At 69.4% G+C, this 23,291-nt stretch carries 13 protein-coding genes and 1 pseudogene; 5 read left to right on the top strand and 9 right to left on the bottom strand.

What is annotated here, in order from left to right; translation table 11 throughout:
* Positions 1-141: 141 nt before the first annotated feature.
* The 4 genes from tuf to rpsL all read right to left on the bottom strand — a co-directional run bounded on the left by tuf (position 142) and on the right by rpsL (position 4,502).
* The gene (gene tuf / locus ACZ60X_RS29775; RefSeq protein WP_469604856.1) at positions 142-1,335 is read right to left on the bottom strand and encodes an elongation factor Tu; all 1,194 of its coding nucleotides are present in this window, start codon (positions 1,333-1,335) and stop codon (positions 142-144) included.
* 156 nt (positions 1,336-1,491) lie between these two features.
* Entirely contained in the window at positions 1,492-3,618 is a 2,127-nt protein-coding gene (gene fusA / locus ACZ60X_RS29780) for an elongation factor G (protein ID WP_469604858.1), read from the bottom strand.
* Between the two features lie 39 nt (positions 3,619-3,657).
* A complete protein-coding gene (gene rpsG / locus ACZ60X_RS29785) occupies positions 3,658-4,128 on the bottom strand; it encodes a 30S ribosomal protein S7 (protein WP_009330725.1) in 471 nt (156 codons plus the stop codon).
* Positions 4,129-4,130: 2 nt separating this feature from the next.
* Positions 4,131-4,502, bottom strand: a complete 372-nt coding sequence (rpsL, locus tag ACZ60X_RS29790) for a 30S ribosomal protein S12 (RefSeq protein ID WP_003948652.1) — start codon at positions 4,500-4,502, stop codon at positions 4,131-4,133.
* A 464-nt stretch (positions 4,503-4,966) separates the two neighbouring features.
* On the opposite strand from rpsL, the pseudogene ACZ60X_RS29795 reads away from it, so the two are divergent.
* The 5 genes and pseudogenes from ACZ60X_RS29795 to ACZ60X_RS29815 all read left to right on the top strand — a co-directional run.
* Positions 4,967-5,680 (top strand): annotated as a pseudogene (locus ACZ60X_RS29795) (Crp/Fnr family transcriptional regulator); the annotation flags it as partial.
* Between the two features lie 1,096 nt (positions 5,681-6,776).
* Positions 6,777-7,637 (top strand): hypothetical protein, encoded by an 861-nt coding sequence (locus ACZ60X_RS29800; RefSeq protein ID WP_469604861.1) that lies wholly within the window; start codon positions 6,777-6,779, stop codon positions 7,635-7,637.
* The gene (locus ACZ60X_RS29805) at positions 7,634-9,913 is read left to right on the top strand and encodes a hypothetical protein (RefSeq protein ID WP_469604864.1); all 2,280 of its coding nucleotides are present in this window, start codon (positions 7,634-7,636) and stop codon (positions 9,911-9,913) included. Before ACZ60X_RS29800 ends, ACZ60X_RS29805 begins: the two co-directional genes overlap by 4 nt.
* A gap of 44 nt (positions 9,914-9,957) precedes the next feature.
* Positions 9,958-11,538 (top strand): hypothetical protein, encoded by a 1,581-nt coding sequence (locus ACZ60X_RS29810; RefSeq protein ID WP_469604867.1) that lies wholly within the window; start codon positions 9,958-9,960, stop codon positions 11,536-11,538.
* Between the two features lie 47 nt (positions 11,539-11,585).
* Positions 11,586-12,824, top strand: coding sequence for a M48 family metalloprotease (locus ACZ60X_RS29815; protein WP_469604870.1), 1,239 nt, complete (start codon positions 11,586-11,588; stop codon positions 12,822-12,824).
* 56 nt (positions 12,825-12,880) lie between these two features.
* On the opposite strand, the gene ACZ60X_RS29820 is transcribed toward ACZ60X_RS29815, so the two are convergent.
* The 5 genes from ACZ60X_RS29820 to ACZ60X_RS29840 all read right to left on the bottom strand — a co-directional run bounded on the left by ACZ60X_RS29820 (position 12,881) and on the right by ACZ60X_RS29840 (position 23,234).
* A complete protein-coding gene (locus ACZ60X_RS29820) occupies positions 12,881-16,780 on the bottom strand; it encodes a DNA-directed RNA polymerase subunit beta' (protein ID WP_469604872.1) in 3,900 nt (1,299 codons plus the stop codon).
* A gap of 102 nt (positions 16,781-16,882) precedes the next feature.
* Positions 16,883-20,368 carry a DNA-directed RNA polymerase subunit beta gene (gene rpoB, locus ACZ60X_RS29825; protein WP_469604874.1) on the bottom strand — a complete coding sequence of 1,162 codons (3,486 nt, stop codon included), beginning with the start codon at positions 20,366-20,368 and terminating at the stop codon, positions 16,883-16,885.
* A gap of 549 nt (positions 20,369-20,917) precedes the next feature.
* Complete coding sequence (rplL, locus tag ACZ60X_RS29830) at positions 20,918-21,307, bottom strand: 50S ribosomal protein L7/L12 (protein WP_469604932.1); 390 nt, start codon at positions 21,305-21,307, stop codon at positions 20,918-20,920.
* 110 nt (positions 21,308-21,417) lie between these two features.
* Positions 21,418-21,948, bottom strand: coding sequence for a 50S ribosomal protein L10 (rplJ, locus tag ACZ60X_RS29835; RefSeq protein ID WP_469604877.1), 531 nt, complete (start codon positions 21,946-21,948; stop codon positions 21,418-21,420).
* A 350-nt stretch (positions 21,949-22,298) separates the two neighbouring features.
* Entirely contained in the window at positions 22,299-23,234 is a 936-nt protein-coding gene (locus ACZ60X_RS29840) for an SCO4651 family lipoprotein (RefSeq protein WP_469604880.1), read from the bottom strand.
* Positions 23,235-23,291 lie beyond the last annotated feature (57 nt).

Raw genomic sequence — 23,291 nt, forward strand, 5'->3', positions numbered from 1 at the left:
GACAAATAGTGGGCGGGGCGGACCGCGGAGGGAACCGGTCGTACGCGACGAATACTTTCGACAACGCGGAAGAGGCCCGTACGACCGAAGTCGTACGGGCCTCTTCGCTAGGTCAGGCGATGACCCTCAAGCAAGCGGAACTTACTTGACGATCTTGGTGACCTGGCCGGCGCCCACGGTGCGACCACCCTCACGGATGGCGAACTTCAGGCCCTCCTCCATGGCGACGGGCTGGATGAGCTCCACCTTCATCTCGGTGTTGTCACCCGGCATGACCATCTCGGTGCCCTCGGGGAGGGTCACGACGCCGGTCACGTCCGTCGTACGGAAGTAGAACTGCGGGCGGTAGTTGTTGAAGAACGGCGTGTGGCGGCCACCCTCGTCCTTGGACAGGATGTAGGCCTGCGCCTCGAACTCGGTGTGCGGGGTGACCGAGCCCGGCTTGATGATGACCTGGCCGCGCTCGACGTCCTCGCGCTTGATGCCGCGGAGCAGCAGACCGACGTTCTCACCGGCCTGGCCCTCGTCGAGCAGCTTGCGGAACATCTCGATGCCGGTGACCGTGGTGGTGGTCTTCTCGGTCTTGATGCCGATGATGTCGACGGTCTCGTTGACCTTCAGGACACCACGCTCGATACGGCCGGTGACGACCGTACCGCGACCGGTGATCGTGAAGACGTCCTCGATCGGCATGAGGAACGGCTTGTCGACGTCGCGCTCCGGCTGCGGGATCGACTCGTCGACGGCGTTCATCAGGTTGAGGACGGAGTCCACCCACTCCTTCTCGCCCTCAAGGGCCTTGAGAGCGGAGACCTTGACGACCGGAACGTCGTCGCCGGGGAACTCGTACTCGGAGAGGAGCTCACGGACCTCGAGCTCGACGAGCTCCAGGATCTCCTCGTCGTCCACCATGTCGGCCTTGTTCAGGGCGACCACGATGTACGGAACGCCGACCTGGCGGGCCAGGAGCACGTGCTCCTTGGTCTGCGGCATCGGGCCGTCGGTCGCGGCGACCACCAGGATCGCGCCGTCCATCTGGGCGGCACCGGTGATCATGTTCTTGATGTAGTCCGCGTGACCCGGGCAGTCGACGTGGGCGTAGTGACGCGCCTCGGTCTGGTACTCGACGTGCGCGATGGAGATGGTGATACCGCGCTGGCGCTCCTCGGGCGCCTTGTCGATGTTGTCGAACGGGGTGGCCTCGTTCAGGTCCGGGTACGCGTCGTGCAGCACCTTGGTAATGGCGGCCGTGAGGGTCGTCTTACCGTGGTCGATGTGACCGATGGTGCCGATGTTGACGTGCGGCTTAGTCCGCTCGAACTTCGCCTTCGCCACTGGGGTCCTCCTGTGGAGTGGTTCTGTACGCCTTACTTCATCGGCGCCAGGTGATCTTTGCTGTAAAGGCCCGGAACCGGGGGCATTCCTCCGCGTTTACGGCGGAATGCCCCTTGAGGCTCCGGAGTCAAGCCTACGGCGTGTGAACGCGGAGCGTTACTCGCCCTTGGCCTTCGCGATGATCTCCTCGGCGACGTTCCGCGGAACCTCGGCGTAGGAGTCGAACTGCATCGAGTAGCTTGCGCGACCCGACGTCTTGCTGCGGAGGTCGCCGACGTAGCCGAACATCTCCGACAGGGGCACGAGGCCCTTCACGACGCGGGCACCAGCCCGCTCCTCCATGGCCTGGATCTGGCCACGGCGGGAGTTGATGTCGCCGATGACCTCACCCATGTAGTCCTCGGGCGTGGTGACCTCGACGGCCATCATCGGCTCGAGGAGCACGGGCGAAGCCTTGCGCGCGGCCTCCTTGAAGGCCTGCGAACCGGCGATCTTGAAGGCGAGCTCGGAGGAGTCGACCTCGTGGTAGGCACCGTCGTGCAGGATCACGCGGACACCGGTCATCTCGTAACCGGCGAGGATGCCGAACTGCATGGCCTCCTGCGCACCGGCGTCGACCGAAGGGATGTACTCCTTCGGGATGCGACCACCGGTCACCTTGTTCACGAACTCGTACGAGGTGTCGCCGCCCTCGATCGGCTCGATGCCGATCTGCACCTTCGCGAACTGACCGGTACCACCGGTCTGCTTCTTGTGCGTGTAGTCGACGCGCTCGACGGCCTTGCGGATCGTCTCGCGGTAGGCCACCTGCGGCTTGCCGACGTTGGCCTCGACCTTGAACTCGCGCTTCATGCGGTCGACGAGCACCTCGAGGTGCAGCTCGCCCATACCGCCGATGACGGTCTGGCCGGTCTCCTCGTTGGTGTGCACCTGGAAGGAGGGGTCCTCCTCCGCGAGACGCTGGATGGCGACACCCAGCTTCTCCTGGTCACCCTTGGACTTGGGCTCGATCGCGACCTCGATGACCGGCGCCGGGAAGTCCATGGACTCCAGGATCACCGGGTTCTTCTCGTCGCAGAGCGTCTCACCGGTGGTGGTCTGCTTCAGGCCCATGACGGCGACGATGTCGCCGGCGCCCACCGACTCGATCTCCTCACGCTTGTTGGCGTGCATGCGGTAGATCTTGCCGATGCGCTCCTTGCGGCCCTTGACGGAGTTCAGCACGGCGGTGCCGGACTCCAGACGGCCGGAGTACACGCGGACGAAGGTGAGCTTGCCCAGGTGCGGGTCGCTCATGATCTTGAACGCCAGCGCCGACAGCGGCTCGTCGTCGGACGGCTTGCGCTTGACGACCTCCTCCGGGTTGTTGACAGCGTGGCCCTCGATGGCCTCGATGTCGACCGGGGACGGCAGGTAGCGCACGACCGCGTCGAGCAGGGGCTGGACGCCCTTGTTCTTGAACGCGGTACCGCAGAACACGGGGGTGACGGTGGTGCCGCCGCCCTTGCCGGAGGCGATGGTGATACGACGGATCGCGGCGTACAGCTGCTCCACGGAAGGCTCCTCGCCCTCCAGGTACAGCTCCATGATCTCTTCGTCGTTCTCGGCCACGGCCTCGATCAGCTTGCCGCGGTACTCCTCGGCAGCCTCGGTGTGGGTGTCCGGGATGTCGACGACGTCGTACATCTCGCCCTTGGTGGCCTCGGCGGACCACACGAAGGCCTTCATCGTCACCAGGTCGACGACGCCCTTGAAGTCCGCCTCGGCACCGATCGGCAGCTGCATGACGATCGGCTGCGCGCCCAGGCGGTCGACGATCATGTCGACGCAGCGGTGGAACTCGGCACCCGTGCGGTCGAGCTTGTTCACGAAGCAGATGCGCGGAACGCCGTAGCGGTCCGCCTGACGCCACACCGTCTCGGACTGGGGCTCGACGCCGGCGACGCCGTCGAACACCGTCACGGCACCGTCGAGCACACGCAGGGAGCGCTCCACCTCGACGGTGAAGTCGACGTGACCCGGGGTGTCGATGATGTTGATGGTGTGGTCGACGTTCTCCAGCGGCCAGTGACAGGTGGTGGCAGCAGAGGTGATCGTGATGCCACGCTCCTGCTCCTGCTCCATCCAGTCCATGGTGGCAGCGCCGTCGTGGACCTCACCGATCTTGTACGAAACGCCGGTGTAGAACAGGATCCGCTCGGTGGTGGTCGTCTTGCCCGCGTCGATGTGGGCCATGATCCCGATGTTCCGGACCCTGGCCAGGTCAAGTGAAGTGGTAGCCATAAGGCTTCAGTCTTCTCTCGGTCTCGATGTGGGTAGCGACTACCAGCGGTAGTGCGCGAAGGCCTTGTTGGACTCGGCCATCTTGTGGGTGTCCTCGCGCTTCTTCACGGCCGCACCGAGGCCGTTGGAGGCGTCGAGAAGCTCGTTGAGGAGACGCTCGGTCATGGTCTTCTCGCGACGGGCGCGGGAGTAACCGACCAGCCAGCGCAGCGCCAGGGTGTTGGCACGGCCGGGCTTGACCTCGACCGGGACCTGGTAGGTGGCGCCACCGACACGGCGGGACTTGACCTCGAGGGTCGGCTTGATGTTCTCAAGAGCGCGCTTGAGCGTGATGACCGGGTCGTTGCCGGTCTTGTCACGCAGGCCCTCCATGGCGCCGTAGACGATGCGCTCGGCGGTGGAGCGCTTGCCGTTCAGCAGCACCTTGTTGATCAGGGAGGTCACCAGAGGAGAACCGTAGACCGGGTCGATGATGACCGGGCGCTTCGGGGCGGGGCCCTTACGAGGCATTCTTACTTCTCCTTCTTGGCGCCGTAACGGCTGCGGGCCTGCTTGCGGTTCTTGACACCCTGGGTGTCGAGGGAGCCGCGGATGATCTTGTAGCGAACACCCGGCAGGTCCTTCACACGGCCGCCGCGCACGAGCACGATGGAGTGCTCCTGCAGGTTGTGTCCCTCACCCGGAATGTAAGCGGTGACCTCGATGCCGCTGGTCAGACGCACACGCGCGACCTTACGCAGGGCCGAGTTCGGCTTCTTCGGGGTGGTCGTGAACACACGCGTGCAGACGCCACGACGCTGAGGGGACCCCTCGAGTGCGGGCGTCTTGTTCTTCTCGACCTTGTCCTGCCGGCCCTTACGGACCAGCTGCTGGATCGTAGGCACTACTTCTCCGGTTTCTGTGTGCCGATGGGTACAGCTAACCTGGAACGTCGCCGACCCACGCGGTCGGGTGTGTCGAATCCGGCAGACCCTGCCGCAAGGCGAGAAGGGCGCAGATCACGGTGGCCATATCACGGCTCGACGTGCGGTTGAAGGCACGCACGAGAGCCAGGGCACACCCCAGGCACAAGGTCTGAGCGTACCTACCTCACGGACTTCGGTCAAAACAAATGGAGCGGGGCCCGACACGCCGGACTTCTCACCTCGTAAGCCAGGTTTCGTCCCGGTTGTCCACCGGCCGGCGAACGGCCGCACGGGCACCGCGTGACGCCTGGTCGCAGCGGTGGGACCGGTCGCGGACGCCGTTCGGACAATCCTGGCCGGTTTCCGCTCTTGCCGGGGGTGGGGGTGGTGGGCTTTCAGTACGTTGATCCGTCCGCTGCGGGTGAACAATTCGGGGGAGCGGCATGACGAGCGCGTGGACGACCGCCTCGGCGCGGGACGACGGCGGCCTGGACGACAGGGTGCCCTTTCTGGCCCGGCTGGAGAAGGAGGACCGGGCGACGCTGCTCGCGCTCGGCCGGGAGCTGGCGTTCACGGCCCGGACGGTGCTGATCCACCAGCACGAGCCGTCCTCGCACGTGCTCTTCCTCGTGCAGGGCTGGACCAAGGTGACGGCGGCGGCCGCCAACGGCTACGAGGCGCTGCTCGCGCTGCGCGGTCCGGGAGACATCGTCGGCGAGTCGTCGGCGCTCACCGGACGGCCGCGGTCGGCCACGGTGACCGCGCTGGAGCCGGTGCGCTCGCTGGCCGTGGAGCACGAGCGGTTCCGCGACTTCCTGCGGCACTCCCCCGCCGCCGCGTTCGCCCTGCTCGGCCTCACCGCCGACCGCACCCGGGCCGCGGACCGGCGCCGCCTGGAGTTCGCCTCCATGAACGTGCGCGAACGCCTCGCCGTCCTCCTGCTGGAGCTGGCCCGCACCCACGGCCGCCGCACCGAGGAGGGCATCGAGGTCTCCGTCCCGCTGAGCAAACAGGAACTGGCCGGCTCGGTGGGCGCCTCCCGGGAGATGGTCCAGCGCCTGCTGAAGGAACTCCGCGACAAGCAGGCGGTCACCACAGGCCGCCGGACCCTCCTGATCCACCGCCCCGACATCCTGCGCCGGATAGCGTCGGAGACATCGGGAACGACCGCCCCCGCGGGCCGTGACGTGCCGGGCGGGACATCGAGTCCGCGGGGCACTGCGGTGGGGTCCGGGCAGGTTGGGCAGGGCACTGCGGCGGGGTCGGGGCCGGGTGGGCCGGGCACTGGGGCGGGGTCGGGGCCGGGTGGGCAGGGCACTGCGGGAGCGCCCTCGCCGGACACTGCCCTGACGGCCGCGCCGGACACGGCGGGGGCGCCCGTGCCGGGAACGCCGGGCGCCGCGGGAACGCCGGGCGCCGCGGGGGCGCCCGCGCGGGGTATGCCGGACACTGCGGGGGCGTCCGGGCCGGGTACCGCCACGTCACCCGCGCCGGGAACGCCGGGGGGCGCCCTGCCGTCCGCGCAGGGTGGGCCGGCGCCGAGCGGGTTCCCCTCCGCCCCGTGGATCCCCTCCCCGCCGGGGCCGCCGGAGGAGGGACGACGGTCGGCGGTGCCGCCGGAGGCCGGCGGCGATCGGCCGAGGACAGCGGGGCCATCCGGCCGAGGTCGGCAGTGACCCCGGCGGCCGGCTCCCGCCCCCCGGAGACGGTGCCGGGGACTGGTGTGCTGTCCGCGCAAGGTCGGCGGTGACCCCGGAGGCCGGCGGTCGGCCGTGGTCGGCGGGCAGCTGACCACGGCCGGCCGGCTCCCGCGCCCCGGAGACGGTGCCGGGGACTGATGTGCTGTCCGCGCAGGACCCCGGCGCCGACCGCCCCCACCGTCTCGCGGCAACCGGAGCACAGGCGATGGCCGACGGCCGTCAAACGAGGCCGTCGAGCAGCTGGCCAACGCCGACCGCCCCCCCCCTCAGCCCCTGGATCCCTTGGATCCCTTCACCGCCCACAACGCCCGCGCCGACCGGTGCCGCGGCCGCCTCCGGCACCCCGGAGACGGTGCCGGTGCCGGTAGCCCGCCGCGCCCACCGCGCGGCCCTCAGCGCGCCCGTCCCCCGTCTGCGCCCTCGCGGCGACTGCGGTCCCCGGGGTCACTCTGTGCACACGGTCACACTTCGACTGCGTCATCCGCCCTCACGGTGGGCCGCGCCGGGCGGTCACTCTGCTGCTCTGCACGGCGGAACCCCCCGAGAGGCGACCATGACCGACCCCGTGAGCCGGACCATCCTCCTGCTGGACATCGAGAGGTTCAGCGACCGAGACGACGTGGAGCAGGCGTATCTGCGGCGCATGCTCTACGACCTCGCCGACCGTGCCCTGGAGCGGGCGGGCATCGACGAGACACGGCGGCTGCGGGCCGACCGCGGGGACGCGGTCATGGAACTGATCGACGCGGGCGCCTCCGTCACCGCCCTGCTGCGCGTCCTGCTCAGCGAGGTCCCGGCCGAGCTGCGCGCCGTCAACCGCATGGCGTCCCGCTCCGCGCAGATGCGGCTGCGCGGCGTCGTCGCCACCGGCTACGTCGCCGTGGACGAACACGACGGCTGGGTCGGCTCCGACCTGAACCACGCCTGCCGGCTGCTGGACGCCGGCCTGCTGCGCCAGGCCCTGCGCGAACGGTCCGACGACTTCGCGCTGTGCGTCTCGGACGCCCTGTACGCCGGGGTGGTGCGCCACGACCACCCGGGCGTCCCCGCCGACGATTTCCGCCCGGTGACGGTCGACAGCAAGAACGGCCCGCTGAAGGCCTGGCTGCACGGGCCGCTCCCCGTCGGCCGCGACCGGCGTCACGACCACGGTGACACGGGGGAGGTGCCGGGCGGTTCGGGGGACCGCCCGGCACCGGGGCCGGCCGCACCGGGCGCCCCCGCCGACAGCGCCCCCGCGCCCGGCACCCGCGACACCGGCACGACCATCACCATCCAGGGCGGCACCGTCAGCGGCGGCGTACTCGGCGGCGACCAGTACGGCGGCATCAGCGGCGGCCACTTCAGCGGGAACGTCACCTTCGGCGAACGCGGACACGACCGCCCACGCGACCGCCGGGGTGAAGGCGCATGAACGCGTCCGAGGCACAGGCACCACCCCACCCGGCCGGCGGCCCGGCATCGGCACCGGCAGCCGCCCCGTCCCCGGAACCGGCCGCCACGGACGAGGCCCGGCCCGCAGACGGCAGCCCCGCCCCGGACGAAGCCGAGGAGCGGGACCAGCCGCAGGACGCCTGGTCGGCCCGGCGCGACCTGGTCGACCACAGTCCGCGCACCATGAACGTCCGCGCCCGGACCGGTATCAGCGGCGGCCTCCTCGGCGGTGACCAGCACGGCGGCATCAGCGGCGGGCACTTCTCCGGCGATGTCTTCCTGGGCGGCAAGACCGAGGTCTACCGCTTCGCCGTGCCCACCGGCAGCACCGCCCCGGCCTCCGGCGAGGTGCCCGAGGCCACCCTCGCGGAGCTGGAGCGCGGCTTCGCGGCCGACGAGCGGCTGATGGACCGCCTGCTGCGGCGGCTGCGCGCGGAGCGGGTCCTGGTGCTGTCCGGCGGCCGCTTCACCGGCCGGCGTACGGCCGCGCTGATGCTGCTGCGCCGCGTCGGCGCCCTGCCCGTGCGCACCCTGGTCCGCGACACCGCCGTCGGCAGCCTCGCCGACCAGTTCGGCGACCCGTCCGGCGACCCTTTCGGCGACGGGCAGACCGCGTCGGCCGAGCCGGGCGCACCGGGCCGGAGCGCGGCGCGCGGGCACGTGCTGTGCGACTTCGCCCCGCGCCGCGACCAGCCGCTGCGCTGGACCCATCTGCTCGCCGTCCGCGAGCGGCTCGTCGAGAAGGACGCCTACCTCGTCGTCACCCTCGACCCCGGCGCCGCGCTGGACGACGTGACCCCCGAGGAGTGGCGCCCGCCGTCCGCCGCCGACATGCTCGCCGCCGGGCTGCGCGCCGGCACCGACGACGAGACAGCCGTCAAGCTCCTCGGCCTGCCGCAGGTGACCGAGTTCCTGGAGCACAGCCACCAGCCGCGCGAGACGGCCGAGTTCGCCCGGCTGCTCGTGCGGTACGCGCGCGGCGAGGTCGCCGAGGACGCGGTGGCGGGCTTCTCACTGGTGTCCCTGGAGAGCCAGGTCCAGGAGTGGTTCGAGGCCCAGGAGTCCGAACTCCACCTGCGGGACAAGGCGTTCCTCGTCGCCCTCGCCGCCTTCGACGGAGGGCCGTACGCGCTCACCGCCGAACTGAGCGACCTGCTCTACCGCCACCTCCAGGAGACCGAGAACCGCCTGCGCGTCCCCGAGGTGCCCGTCTTCGGCACGCACGTCGGCAAGCGGCTGCAACTGGCCCGGGCGAAGCTGTACTGGGAGCCCGAGCACACCGAGTGGGGACCGGTCGACCAGCAGAAGGCCGCGTTCCGCGACGAGCGCGCCGCGCTGGTGCTGCTGCGCGAGGTGTGGACGGGCCACCCCTCCGCCCGCCCGGCACTGATCGACTGGCTGCGCCAACTGGCCGACGACGGGCGCCCGTTGGTGCGCACCCGGGCCGCCTCGACGGTGGCTGTCCTCGCCCGCACCGACCTGCCGTCCGCGATGGCGCTCGTCATCGAGCCGTGGGGCACCTCCAGGCGGTACCGGCACCGGCTCGTGGCGGTCAACGCGCTCGCGCTGGCCCACCTCGTCGGCACCCCCAACATCCCGCGCGTCCTCGACGCCTGGTGCGAGGGCGACGACCCGAGGCTGAGCTGGGTGGCCGTACGGGCGTACGGGCTGATCGGCGCCGAGCGCCCGGAACAGGCCCTGGCCGCCCTGCGCCGCGCCGTACGACGGCTGTACGAGGACCAGCCCGACGGCACCGACGGCGAGCTCGCCCGCGAGCTGACCGAGACCGTGGAGCTGTTGCTGCTGTCGGCGGCGAGCGAGCGGGTCCTCGGCGAACTGCGCGCCCACCTCGACGACGACATGGCCGTACGCACCATGACGCTCGCGGGCTTCGTCGGGGCGTGCCGGCGCACCGAGGACGACGAGCGGTACGGCCGTCCGCTGGTCCTCGACTGGTTCGCCCGCGCGAGCGCCGACGGCGGCCCCGCCGCGCAGGGGGTGCCCTTCCTGTGGCGGGCCGCGCTGAACCACCTGGGCAGCACGCGGGAGGCGTTGAAGGTCCTCGGCGGGTGGGTGCTGATCGCCGACCGGTCGCAGGCCGTCGAGTGGGCCCTGGCCGCGCTGCTGCCCAGGCTCGTCACCACGGCCACCGAGCACGAGCGGCTGAGCCATCTGCTGCGCACGATGCCGGGCGAGGACGGCACTCCCCCGCCCGAGGTCGCGGCCCGCCTGCTGACCGTGCTGTCCGCCCACTGACCCACCCGTACCGTCATCTGAGACCGACCCCGGGAAGACACACCATGCCCTCCTTCCGGCAACCCGAGTGGCAGCAGCCCGCCGACCGGCACACCGCGCTGGTCGACCCGGTGCTCACCGTGCGGCAGCTGTCGCGCTTCGAGTTCAACTTCCGCTCCCTCGTCCGCATCGACCACGCGCTCGTCTTCTCCACCCCGAAGGGCACCTACGAGCCCTATCTGCCCCCGCACCGGCCGACGCGCGCCGAGATCACCGCCAGGCGGTACTCCGCCGTCTACGAGGTGGACATGGGCGTCCACCCGCACACGTCCACGCTGACACTGCCGAGTGACAACGACGCCTTCGAGTTCACCGCCGAGGTCGACCTGAACTGGCAGGTGCTCGATCCCGCCCGGTTCGTCGCGAGCGGGCACCGGGACGTGCCCGCGCTGGTGCTCGGCGAACTCCAGCAGGCGGCGCGGCCGGTCACCCGGCGCTTCCGGGTCGCACAGAGCGCCACGGCCGAGCGGGAGCTGCTCCAGGCGGTGAGCGTGCTGGGGCCGCTCGGGGCGACGGCGGGCCTCCAGGTCACCTGGACCCTGCGGCTGCGCCGCGACCAGGCCGACATCGAGCACCAGCAGCGGCTGCGGGCCATCGACCACTCCGCCACCGAGCAGACCTTCGCCGCGCAGCGGGGCATGGAGGTCGACGTCGAGGTGGACCGCCGGCTGCGCCAGCAGGACGCCCTGCAGATCGAGCGGGCCGCCACGTACGGCGCACAGCAGCACGAGCTGCTCCTCCAGCAGCAGCGCTGGCAGCACGAGCAGGCCATGCTCGCCGGCGGCCAGCACCATGAACTCGCCCTCCAGCAGGGGCGCCAGCAGATCGAGCTGCAGCAGATCGAGGCCCAGAAGATCGCGTTCTACGAGTACCACCTCCAGCAGGGCGGCGTGCACTCCTGGGCCCTCCACCTCGCCCAGCACCCCGAGGACTCCCGCCTGGTGATGTCCAGCATGCGCGAGGACCAGCTGCGCATGATCCAGGCCCAGATGGACCTGGTGAAGCAACTGCTGAGCGGCGACACGGCCGAGAACTACGAACTGGAGGGTCCCAAGCAGCTGGCCCTGCGCACCGTCAGCGACATCCTCAACCAACGCCTCCCGGGCGTCCCCCAGAACCCCCCGCTGCTGCCACCGCCGGTGCCTGGAGCGGGTGACCACGGCGCCCCGCGGACACCGGCCGCACAGACCCCGGCCCCCCAGCCGGCGGCCTGGGAGGCGGTACCGACGGAAGGGGTGCCCACGGAGGCCTTCCCGGCCCAGCCCGCGCCGCCCGCGGGCACCACCGCCGCGCCTGCCGTGCCCGGGAGCCCACCGCCGCCGGTGCCGCCCTTCCCCCCGCCCGCCTTCACCCCGCCCGCCTTCACCCCGCCGGGCCTGCCCGGTCCGTACGCCGCCCCCGGCTTCCCGGCCCCGCCGCCTCCGCCCGCCTACGCACCGCCGTCCCCGTCGTGGCAGCCGCCTCCCGGGTACGGCACGACGCCGACGGTGCCGGACGCGCGTGCGGCGGCGGAACCCGAGGACGCGAAGCCACCACAGGCACCCGCGCCCAGCGACGGCGGCGCGGGCGAAGCAAGCGGCACCTGACCGGCCCACCGCCGTCCCCACCCCACCCGAAGGAACGAACGACCGCCATGACCTCACCACCCGCGTCACCCCCGGACCAGCCCGAACCGGCCGCCCAGACGCCACCGCCCCACCCGGAGCCCCCGCGGTACCCGCAGTACCCGCAGGCAGCCCCCCCCGCGTACCCCCAAGCCGCGCCCGCGTACCCGCAGGAGGCACCGGCGTACCCGCGGGCAACCGCGTCCCTCCCGCCGCAGTACCCGGGAACCGCCCCGCCGTACCCGACGGTGGCGCCGCCCGCCGCGCCGCCGCTGCCGCCGGGCCCGCCGGATCCGGCCCAGCACCCGCACCACATCAACACCGACCGCGGCCGCGTCTTCCTCTCCGACAAGCAGCGCAGGACGGACGCCACGGCCGTGGGGAACCTGCTGCTGCACGTGCCCAACTTCGTGTGCAGCCTCTTCGTCGTCGCCCTGTTCTCCCTGTTCTTCGGCGGCTTCGGCGTCCTCGTCATACTCGCCTGGCTCATCAGCGGCGCACTCGTGTTCCACCGGCCCGCCGAAAGAGCCCTCGCGCGCCATGTGCTCCGGCTGCGCCACCCCACGCCGCAGGAACGCGCCACTCTCGAACCGGTCTGGCGCGAGGTCACGGCCCGTGCCGGAGTCGAGGGCCGGAACTACGAACTATGGGTGGAGGACAGCGACAGCCTCAACGCGGTAGCGGCCGCCGGCCACATCGTCGGCGTCACCCGCTTCGCCCTGCACAGCCTGCCCAACGGCGAACTGGCCGCCGTCATGGCGCACGAGCTGGGCCACCATGTCGGCGGCCACGCCTGGTCCTCGCTGCTCGGCTACTGGTACGCGCTGCCCGGCCGGATCGCCTGGCGCGTGCTGAAGGTGTGCTCCGGCTTCCTGTTCAAGGTCTCGCGCGCCTTCGGCTGCGTCGGCGGCCTCGCCCTCGTGGGCGTCGTCGGCGCTGTCACGATGGCCACCGTCGCCACGCTGTACGGGCTGCCGCTGCTGGTGCTGGCCGTGCCGTACGCCCTGGCCGCCGTGGGCCGCCGGGCCGAGCTGCGGGCCGACGAGCACGCCGCCGCCCTCGGCTTCGCGCCGATGCTGGCAGCCGTCCTGCACAAGCTGCACCAGCAGGAGCAGTGGGAGCAGGCCCAACTGGTCGCCCAGGGCGGCGGCCGGCCCGTCGAGGAGGGCGCACTGGCCCGGCTGCTCTCCTCCCATCCGGACCACACCACCCGGCTGCACCACCTCCAGCCGTACCTCCAGCCGCACCCGCAGCCGCCCACGCCCTGAACGCGCCGAAGGGCGGCCACCCCCGCGAGGGAGTGGCCGCCCTTCATGCTGCTCGCTTACTGGTTGTACGGACCGTAGTCGTAGTCCTCCAGCGGAACGGCCTGGCCGGAGCCGGTGCCGAACGGCGAGTAGTCGATGTCGTCGTAGCCGACGGCCGAGTACATCGCGGCCTTGGCCTCCTCGGTCGGCTCGACCCGGATGTTGCGGTAACGGGACAGGCCCGTACCGGCCGGGATGAGCTTACCGATGATGACGTTCTCCTTGAGGCCGATGAGGCTGTCGGACTTGGCGTTGATCGCCGCGTCCGTCAGGACTCGGGTCGTCTCCTGGAAGGAGGCGGCCGACAGCCAGGACTCCGTCGCCAGCGAGGCCTTGGTGATACCCATCAGCTGCGGACGACCCGAGGCCGGGTGACCGCCCTCCTGGACCACACGACGGTTCTCGGTCTCGAACTTCGAGCGCTCGACCAGCTCGCCGGGCAGCAGCTCGGCGTCGCCGGACTCGATGATCGTCACACGGCGGAGCATCTGCCGGATGATGATCTCGATGTGCTTGTCGTGGATCGACACACCCTGCGAGTTGTACACCTTCTGGACCTCGCCGACCAGGTGGACCTGGACGGCACGCTGACCCAGGATGCGCAGCACGTCGTGCGGGTTGGTGGCACCCACGGTGAGCTGCTGGCCCACCTCGACGTGGTCGCCCTCGCGGACCAGGACCTTGGCGCGCTTGGAGATCGGGAACGCCGTCTCGTCGCTGCCGTCGTCCGGGGTGACGATGATCTTCTTCGTCTTCTCCGTCTCCTCGATCCGCACGCGGCCGGAGGCCTCGGAGATCGGGGCGACACCCTTCGGGGTACGGGCCTCGAAGAGCTCGACGACACGCGGCAGACCCTGGGTGATGTCGTCACCGGCCACACCACCGGTGTGGAAGGTACGCATCGTCAGCTGGGTACCGGGCTCACCGATGGACTGGGCGGCGATGATGCCGACCGCCTCGCCGATGTCCACCAGCTTGCCGGTGGCCAGCGAACGGCCGTAGCACATCGCGCAGGTGCCGACGGCGGACTCGCAGGTCAGGACCGAGCGGGTCTTGACCTCCTCGACGCCGCGGGCGACCAGCTCGTCGATGAGGACGTCACCGAGGTCGGTGCCGGCCGGGGCCAGGACCTGGCCCTCGACCACGATGTCCTCCGCGAGGCAGCGCGCGTACACGGACGTCTCGACGTCGTCCGCCTTGCGCAGCACGCCGTCCGCGCCCCGCTCCGCGATCCGCAGCTTGAGGCCGCGCTCGGTGCCGCAGTCCTCCTCGCGGATGATGACGTCCTGCGAGACGTCCACGAGACGACGGGTGAGGTAACCCGAGTCGGCGGTACGAAGGGCGGTGTCCGCCAGACCCTTACGGGCACCGTGCGTGGAGATGAAGTACTCCAGCACGGACAGGCCCTCACGGAAGGACGCCTTGATCGGACGCGGGATGGTCTCGTTCTTCGCGTTCGACACCAGACCACGCATACCGGCAATCTGACGCATCTGCATCATGTTGCCTCGCGCACCCGAGTTCACCATCATGAAGATCGGGTTGGTCTTCGGGAAGTTGTCGTTCATCGCCTCGGCGACCTCGTTGGTCGCCTTGGTCCAGATCGCGATGAGTTCCTGCGTGCGCTCGTCCTTGGTGATCAGACCGCGCTCGTACTGCTTCTGGACCTTCTCGTCCTGCGCCTCGTAACCGCGGACGATCTCCTTCTTCGCCTCGGGAACGACGACGTCGGAGATGGCGACGGTGACGCCGGAACGGGTGGCCCAGTAGAAGCCGGACGCCTTCAGGTTGTCGAGCGTCGCCGCCACGATGACCTTCGGGTAGCGCTCGGCGAGGTCGTTGACGATCTCGGAGAGCTGCTTCTTGCCGACCTCGTAGTCGACGAACGGGTAGTCCTCGGGCAGCAGCTCGTTGAAGAGCGCGCGGCCCAGCGTGGTGTTCAGCCGGAAGCTGTCACCCTGCTGCCACTCCGGCTCGCCCTCCTCGCGCGCCGGCGGGGTCCAACCGCGCGGCGGGATGGTGCCCACCGGGAAGCGGATGTCCACGCGCGACTGCAGCGACAGCTCGCCGGCGTCGAACGCCATGATCGCCTCGGCCACGGACGCGAACGAACGGCCCTCGCCCTTGACGCCCCGCATCTCGCCGTCGGTGGTGAGGAAGAACAGACCGAGGACCATGTCCTGGGTCGGCATCGTCACCGGGCGGCCGTCGGCCGGCTTGAGGATGTTGTTCGAGGACAGCATCAGGATGCGGGCCTCGGCCTGCGCCTCCGCGGACAGCGGCAGGTGCACGGCCATCTGGTCACCGTCGAAGTCCGCGTTGAACGCGGTGCAGACGAGCGGGTGGATCTGGATGGCCTTGCCCTCGACCAGCTGCGGCTCGAAGGCCTGGATGCCGAGGCGGTGCAGGGTGGGCGCACGGTTCAGCAGCACCGGGTGCTCGGCGATGACCTCTTCGAGGACGTCGTACACGACGGTGCGGCCGCGCTCGACCATGCGCTTGGCCGACTTGATGTTCTGCGCGTGGTTCAGGTCGACCAGGCGCTTCATCACGAACGGCTTGAACAGCTCCAGCGCCATGGCCTTGGGCAGACCGCACTGGTGCAGCTTCAGCTGCGGGCCGACGACGATGACGGAACGCGCCGAGTAGTCGACACGCTTGCCGAGCAGGTTCTGACGGAATCGACCCTGCTTGCCCTTCAGCATGTCGCTGAGGGACTTCAGCGGACGGTTGCCGGGGCCCGTGACCGGGCGACCACGACGGCCGTTGTCGAAGAGCGCGTCGACGGCCTCCTGGAGCATGCGCTTCTCGTTGTTCACGATGATCTCGGGCGCACCGAGGTCGAGAAGGCGCTTCAGGCGGTTGTTGCGGTTGATGACACGGCGGTACAGGTCGTTCAGGTCGGAGGTCGCGAAGCGGCCACCGTCCAGCTGCACCATCGGACGCAGGTCCGGCGGGATGACCGGGACGCAGTCCAGGACCATGCCCTTGGGGCTGTTGGACGTCTGCAGGAACGCGGAGACGACCTTCAGCCGCTTCAGGGCGCGGGTCTTCTTCTGGCCCTTGCCGGTGCGGATGATCTCGCGGAGCCGCTCGGCCTCCTCCTCCAGGTCGAAGGACTCCAGGCGCTTCTGCAGCGCCGCGGCACCCATCGAGCCGTCGAAGTACGTGCCGAAGCGGTCACGCAGCTCGCGGTAGAGCAGCTCGTCGCCCTCCAGGTCCTGGACCTTGAGGTTCTTGAACCGGTTCCAGACCTCGTCGAGACGGTCGATCTCGCGCTGCGAGCGGTCGCGCAGCTGCTTCATCTCGCGCTCGGCACCCTCGCGCACCTTGCGGCGCACGTCGGCCTTGGCGCCCTCGGCCTCCAGCTCGGCCAGGTCGGACTCGAGCTTCTTGGCGCGGGCCTCGAGGTCGGCGTCGCGGCGGTTCTCGATCTGCTGGCGCTCGACCGAGACGTGCGCCTCCAGCGAGGGCAGGTCGCGGGTGCGGCGCTCCTCGTCGACGTACGTGATCATGTACGCCGCGAAGTAGATGACCTTCTCCAGGTCCTTCGGGGCGAGGTCCAGCAGGTAGCCCAGGCGGGACGGGACGCCCTTGAAGTACCAGATGTGCGTGACGGGCGCGGCCAGCTCGATGTGGCCCATCCGCTCACGGCGCACCTTGGCGCGCGTGACCTCGACGCCACAGCGCTCGCAGATGATGCCCTTGAAGCGGACGCGCTTGTACTTGCCGCAGTAGCACTCCCAGTCCCGGGTCGGACCGAAGATCTTCTCGCAGAAGAGTCCGTCCTTTTCCGGCTTCAGGGTGCGGTAGTTGATGGTCTCGGGCTTCTTGACCTCACCGTGGCTCCACTGACGGATGTCGTCAGCGGTGGCCAGGCCGATCCGGAGCTCGTCGAAGAAGTTGACGTCGAGCACTATGCGTCAATCCCTCTCAGGGTCGTAAGTCTGTGGTCTGAAACGGGGGCCTGGGGGTCGGCGGGGGCCTCGCACGGTGGCGAGACCCCTACCGGACTCCCGTCAGACCTCTTCGACGCTGCTCGGCTCGCGCCGGGACAGGTCGATACCGAGCTCCTCCGCAGCGCGGAAGACGTCCTCGTCGGTGTCGCGCATCTCGATGGACATGCCGTCCGAGGACAGCACCTCCACGTTGAGGCACAGGGACTGCATTTCCTTGATGAGCACCTTGAAGGACTCGGGAATGCCGGGCTCAGGGATGTTCTCGCCCTTGACGATGGCCTCGTAGACCTTCACGCGGCCGGTGACGTCGTCGGACTTGATGGTCAGCAGCTCCTGGAGGGCGTACGCGGCGCCGTAGGCCTCGAGGGCCCACACCTCCATCTCGCCGAAGCGCTGGCCACCGAACTGGGCCTTACCACCCAGCGGCTGCTGGGTGATCATCGAGTACGGACCGGTCGAGCGGGCGTGCAGCTTGTCGTCGACCAGGTGGTGCAGCTTCAGGATGTACATGTAGCCGACCGAGATCGGGTCCGGGAACGGCTCACCGCTGCGGCCGTCGAACAGCCGCGCCTTGCCGGACGGGAGCACCATGCGCTCGCCGTCGCGGTTCGGGATGGTGTGCTGCAGCAGACCCGCCAGCTCGTCCTCGCGGGCACCGTCGAAGACCGGGGTCGCGACGTTGGTGCGCGGGGCGACCTGGTCGGCGCCGATGGCCTGCAGGCGCTGGGCCCACTCGTCCGCGAGGCCGGAGACGTCCCAGCCGCGGCTGGCGAGCCAGCCGAGGTGGATCTCCAGGACCTGTCCCGGGTTCATTCGGGACGGCACACCCAGCGGGTTGAGGATGATGTCGACCGGGGTGCCGTCCTCCAGGAACGGCATGTCCTCGATCGGCAGGATCTTGGAGATGACACCCTTGTTGCCGTGACGGCCGGCGAGCTTGTCACCGTCGGTGATCTTGCGCTTCTGCGCGACGTAGACGCGGACCAGCTGGTTCACGCCCGGCGGCAGCTCGTCGCCCTCCTCGCGGTCGAAGACGCGCACGCCGATGACCTTGCCGGTCTCGCCGTGCGGCACCTTCAGCGAGGTGTCACGGACCTCACGGGCCTTCTCGCCGAAGATCGCGCGCAGCAGGCGCTCCTCGGGCGTCAGCTCGGTCTCACCCTTCGGCGTGACCTTGCCGACGAGGATGTCACCGGCGATGACCTCGGCACCGATGCGGATGATGCCGCGCTCGTCGAGGTCGGCGAGGACCTCCTCGGAGACGTTCGGGATGTCCCGGGTGATCTCCTCGGGGCCGAGCTTGGTGTCACGGGCGTCGACCTCGTGCTCCTCGATGTGGATCGAGGAGAGGACGTCGTCCTGCACGAGGCGCTGCGACAGGATGATCGCGTCCTCGTAGTTGTGACCCTCCCACGGCATGAACGCCACGAGCAGGTTCTTGCCGAGGGCCATCTCGCCGTTCTCGGTGGCCGGGCCGTCGGCGAGGACCTGGCCCTCGATGACGCGGTCGCCCTCGTTGACGATGACCTTCTGGTTGACCGAGGTGCCCTGGTTGGACCGGGAGAACTTGGCCAGGCGGTACGTGATGTACGTGCCGTCGTCGTTGGCGGTGGTGATGTAGTCCGCGGAGACCTCCTGGACCACACCGTCCTTCTCGGCCTTGACCACGTCGCCGGCGTCGACCGCGGAGCGGTACTCCATGCCGGTGCCGACGAGCGGGGCCTCCGACTTAATCAGCGGCACGGCCTGGCGCATCATGTTCGCGCCCATGAGGGCACGGTTGGCGTCGTCGTGCTCCAGGAAGGGGATCATGGCGGTCGCGACCGACACCATCTGGCGCGGCGAGACGTCCATGTAGTCCACGTCCTCGGGGCCGACGTAGTCGACCTCGCCGCCACGACGGCGGACCAGGACGCGGCTCTCCTCGAAGCGGAGTTCGCTGGTCAGCGGCGCGTTGGCCTGCGCGATGACGAAGCGGTCCTCCTCGTCGGCGGTCAGGTAGTCCACCTCGTCGGTGACCTGGCCGTCGACGACCTTGCGGTACGGCGTCTCGACGAAACCGAACGCGTTGACCCGGCCGTAGGAGGCGAGCGAGCCGATCAGACCGATGTTCGGGCCTTCCGGCGTCTCGATCGGGCACATACGGCCGTAGTGCGACGGGTGCACGTCGCGGACCTCGAAGCCGGCCCGCTCACGGGAGAGACCACCCGGGCCGAGGGCGTTCAGACGACGCTTGTGCGTCAGCCCCGACAGCGGGTTGTTCTGGTCCATGAACTGGGACAGCTGGCTGGTGCCGAAGAACTCCTTGATGGAGGCGACGACCGGCCGGATGTTGATCAGGGTCTGCGGCGTGATCGCCTCGACATCCTGGGTGGTCATGCGCTCGCGCACGACGCGCTCCATACGGGCGAGACCCGTACGGACCTGGTTCTGGATCAGCTCACCGACGCTGCGGATACGGCGGTTGCCGAAGTGGTCGATGTCGTCGGTCTCGACCATGATCGTGCGACCGGTCTCGGTCACCGTCTCGGCCTCGCCGGCGTGCAGCTTCACCAGGTACTTGATGGTGGCGATGATGTCGTCGGTGGTGAGCACGCCGGCGTCCAGCGGCTCGTCCGCACCGAGCTTCTTGTTGACCTTGTAGCGGCCGACCTTGGCGAGGTCGTAGCGCTTGGGGTTGAAGTAGAGGTTCTCCAGCAGCGTCTGCGCGGCCTCGCGCGTGGGGGGCTCGCCCGGGCGCAGCTTGCGGTAGATGTCGAGCAGCGCGTCGTCCTGGCCCTGGGTGTGGTCCTTCTCCAGGGTGGCGCGCATCGACTCGTAGTCGCCGAACTCCTCGAGGATCTGCTCGGTGGTCCAGCCGAGCGCCTTCAGCAGCACGGTGACCGACTGCTTGCGCTTGCGGTCGATGCGGACACCGACCATGTCGCGCTTGTCGATCTCCATCTCCAGCCAGGCACCCCGGGACGGGATGATCTTGGCGGAGAAGATGTCCTTGTCGGACGTCTTGTCGATGGTGGAGTCGAAGTAGACACCGGGGGAACGGACCAGCTGAGACACAACGACACGCTCGGTGCCGTTGATGACGAAGGTGCCCTTGTTCGTCATGAGCGGGAAGTCGCCCATGAAGACCGTCTGGGACTTGATCTCACCGGTCTCGTTGTTGGTGAACTCGGCGGTGACGAAGAGCGGGGCGGCGTACGTGAAGTCGCGCTCCTTGCACTCGTCGATGGAGTTCTTCGGCGGCTCGAAGCGGTGGTCCCGGAACGTCAGGGACATCGACCCGGAGAAGTCCTCGATCGGGGAGATCTCCTCGAAGATCTCCTCCAGACCGGACTTGGTGGGGACGTCCTGACCGTTCTCCAGAGCCTCCTCGACCCGACTCTGCCAAGCGGTGTTGCCGAGCAGCCAGTCGAAGCTCTCGGTCTGCAGCGCGAGCAGGTTCGGAACCTCGAGAGGCTCCTTGATCTTTGCAAAGGAGATGCGCAGCGGGGCGGTGCTGGCGCCGTTGTTCGTATTCGCGGTCGAGGCATTGCGCGAGGCGGCCAAGAGGGGGTCCTTCCGAGGGCTCGGACTCACTACGCGCGTACCGGCCCCTCTCCCGTACACGGAGACAGAAACCCCAGGTCATGGGAGCTTTTGTCATCGATGCTCGAGTGAGGGCAGACCCCTGGTGACGGGCAGGGGACAGCTAACAGGCAGCGCAAAGGGTCAGTGTAGCCACTTGGCCCACTGATGTCCAGTCCCGGGTTTTGGAGACCCTCGTTGTTCTCAACGCCTTCGTCAACGCCCTCGGCATGCTGCCCTCAACGCACGTTGATACTGCCCTCTTCGTCGTCGATCCATGCCTCGGATTCGGATCCTTGTGACGACGCGTCCTGAGAATTGCGCGCTGCGTGCGGTTCGTCAAGGCCCCCCTTGCCCGAACCAGGCATCCGGAGACACGACGAAGATCACCTTACCCCTCACGAACACAGGTGCAAGGCAGCCCGGGCCGCACCCCGGGGAACGCCGCAGGGCGACCACCCGGTTGGATGATCGCCCTGCGGTGCGTTCGCGTTACAGCCCTACCGGGCCGCTCCTGCGGTCGCGAAGGTCTTACTTGACCTCGACGGAGGCACCGGCGCCCTTGAGGGCCTCGGCGGCCTTGTCGGCGGCCTCCTTGTTGACCTTCTCCAGAACCGGCTTCGGGGTGCCGTCGACCAGGTCCTTGGCCTCCTTCAGGCCGAGGGAGGTCAGCTCACGCACGACCTTGATGACCTGGATCTTCTTGTCGCCGGCGCCGGTGAGGATGACGTCGAACTCGTCCTTCTCCTCCTCCTGGGCGGCCTCGGCGCCACCGGCGGCACCGCCGGCGACGACGACCGGGGCGGCGGCAGCGGCGGTGACGTCGAACTTCTCCTCGAACGCCTTCACGAACTCGGAAAGCTGGATGAGGGTCATGTTCTCGAACTCGGCGAGCAGTTCGTCCTGGGTGAGAGCCACGATGGCTTCCTTCCACTAAGTCGGCAGGTGCCGGATGTACATGTCTGGCGGGCGTACGTTGGCCCGCTACGACCGCTGCCCGGGATCAGGCGGCGGTCATGATGCGAGCCGAATTACTCGGCACCGCCCTGCTCGTCCTGCTTGGCGCGCAGCGCGTCCACGGTGCGGACGAGCTTCGACGGCAGCGCCTGGAAGACGGAGGCAGCCTGGGACTGCTTCGCCTTGAAGGCACCGGCCAGCTTGGAGAGCAGAACCTCGCGGGACTCGAGGTCCGCAAGCTTCTTGATCTCGTCGGCGTTCAGCGCCTTGCCATCAAGGACACCGCCCTTGATGACGAGATTCGGGTTGTCCTTGGCGAAGTCACGCAGACCCTTCGCCGACTCCACCGGGTCACCGGTGACGAAGGCGACGGCCGTCGGGCCAGCGAAGAGCTGGTCCTCCAGCGTGATCCCGGCCTCCTTGGCCGCGATCTTGGTCAGCGTGTTCTTCACCACGGCGTACTGGGCGTTCTCACCGAGCGACCGGCGCAGCGTCTTGAGCTGCGCCACGGTGAGACCGCGGTACTCGGTCAGCACGGCGGCGTTGGAGCTGCGGAACTTGTCCGTCAGCTCGGCAACCGCGGCAGCCTTGTCGGGCCTCGCCATAGAGCCTCGGCCTCCTTCCGGGTGATTCTGACCGCGCGGACCCGAAGGAGGACTGGGTAAAACGAAACGCCCCGGCGCAGGCGCACGGGGCGGACTCGACCGGCCGCACGCGCGCGTGGCGCGCGCACTGCCGGGAGTGCTTCCACTGTCACCTGCGCGGGTCGCCCACTTTTCAGCGGATCCTTCGGCCACCGCGCCCTCGTGGGAGCGCACGGCAACGACCAGCGGTCTTTGGCTTCGGGAAGAGAGTACGGGAACGGGCCGCACGGGAGCAAATCCGGCGGCCCGGACCGCCCGGGCTCAGTGCCGGCCCGGGCTCGGGCGCCGACCGGCGAGGTGCAGGCCCGGCCTCAGGAGACACCGGCGGAGCCGCTCGCCGTGTTGCCCGAGCCCGGGGTGCCGAGGGACTTCATCAGGTCCTTGAAGTCCTTGGTGTCCCCGGCCGGGGGTGCCTGGACGGAGACCTGCGTGCCGTAGTCGCTGTAGTAGGCCGTGTTGGTCATGAGGCCCTTGGCCGTGTCGCCCTTCTCGGTCTTCTTGACCAGCAGGTTCTGGTCGTTGATCCAGAGGTCGATGGTCTCGGTGGTGATGCCCGCCTTGTCGAGCTGCTCCTTCAGGGCCGTCAGCTGGGCCGCGCTGAGGTTGCTGTTCTTGCCCGCGAGGTCGGCGACGTTCACCGAGCCCGAGTAGTGCCTGGTGTGGACGCCAAAGACCGTCTCCTCGCCCACCTGCTTCACGTCGCCGGAGGCCAGCAGCATCTTCACGGACTGGTTGGGCGTGGCGGTGCGCAGCTGGTCCCTCGTGTACGCCCCGGAGGCGCCGCCGAACTTGGCGAGGTCGTCGTACGCGTACTTGATCCAGTGCTTGCCTGCCATGTGCTCGGCGGACGTGCCGCCGATGTTCACGTACATGGCGTCCGGCAGGTAGCGGGCATGCATCGTCGCCCCGTCACCGGCCTTCTGCATGGCTTCGGCCAGCGTGCCGCCGGTGTAGGAGAGGGTGAGGTCACCCTCGAGGCCACTGCCCCAGCGCACGGCGCCGCTCGACGACACCGTCATCACGTCGCCGACGGACATGGTGGAGCGCACCTTCGCCGATTCCGCCTTGTCCGTCGACTGCTCGGCGGTGCGCAGCACGGCGGCGACGGGGCTGACGTGGATCGCGCCGCCACCGGCCGCCTTGTCGTCCTTGCCGGAGCCGGAGGAGGAGCCGCAGGCCGCCACCGAGGTCAGCGCGGCTGCAGCCGCTATGGAAAGGGTCGTACGACGGACGATCGTGCTCTTCATGTGGTCCCACCCCTGGAGCGATTTCGTGTGCCCTGCACCGTAGCCCAGGGCACTGAC

It is taken from the genome of Streptomyces sp. NPDC104106 (assembly GCF_055584345.1).

Coding starts and splice junctions, on each gene's coding strand:
- fusA (WP_469604858.1), bottom strand. CDS start 3,618: ATGGCTACCACTTCACTTGACCTGGCCAGGGTCCGGAACATCGGGATC.
- rpsG (WP_009330725.1), bottom strand. CDS start 4,128: ATGCCTCGTAAGGGCCCCGCCCCGAAGCGCCCGGTCATCATCGACCCG.
- ACZ60X_RS29800 (WP_469604861.1), top strand. CDS start 6,777: ATGACCGACCCCGTGAGCCGGACCATCCTCCTGCTGGACATCGAGAGG.
- ACZ60X_RS29805 (WP_469604864.1), top strand. CDS start 7,634: ATGAACGCGTCCGAGGCACAGGCACCACCCCACCCGGCCGGCGGCCCG.
- ACZ60X_RS29810 (WP_469604867.1), top strand. CDS start 9,958: ATGCCCTCCTTCCGGCAACCCGAGTGGCAGCAGCCCGCCGACCGGCAC.
- ACZ60X_RS29815 (WP_469604870.1), top strand. CDS start 11,586: ATGACCTCACCACCCGCGTCACCCCCGGACCAGCCCGAACCGGCCGCC.
- rplJ (WP_469604877.1), bottom strand. CDS start 21,948: ATGGCGAGGCCCGACAAGGCTGCCGCGGTTGCCGAGCTGACGGACAAG.
- ACZ60X_RS29840 (WP_469604880.1), bottom strand. CDS start 23,234: ATGAAGAGCACGATCGTCCGTCGTACGACCCTTTCCATAGCGGCTGCA.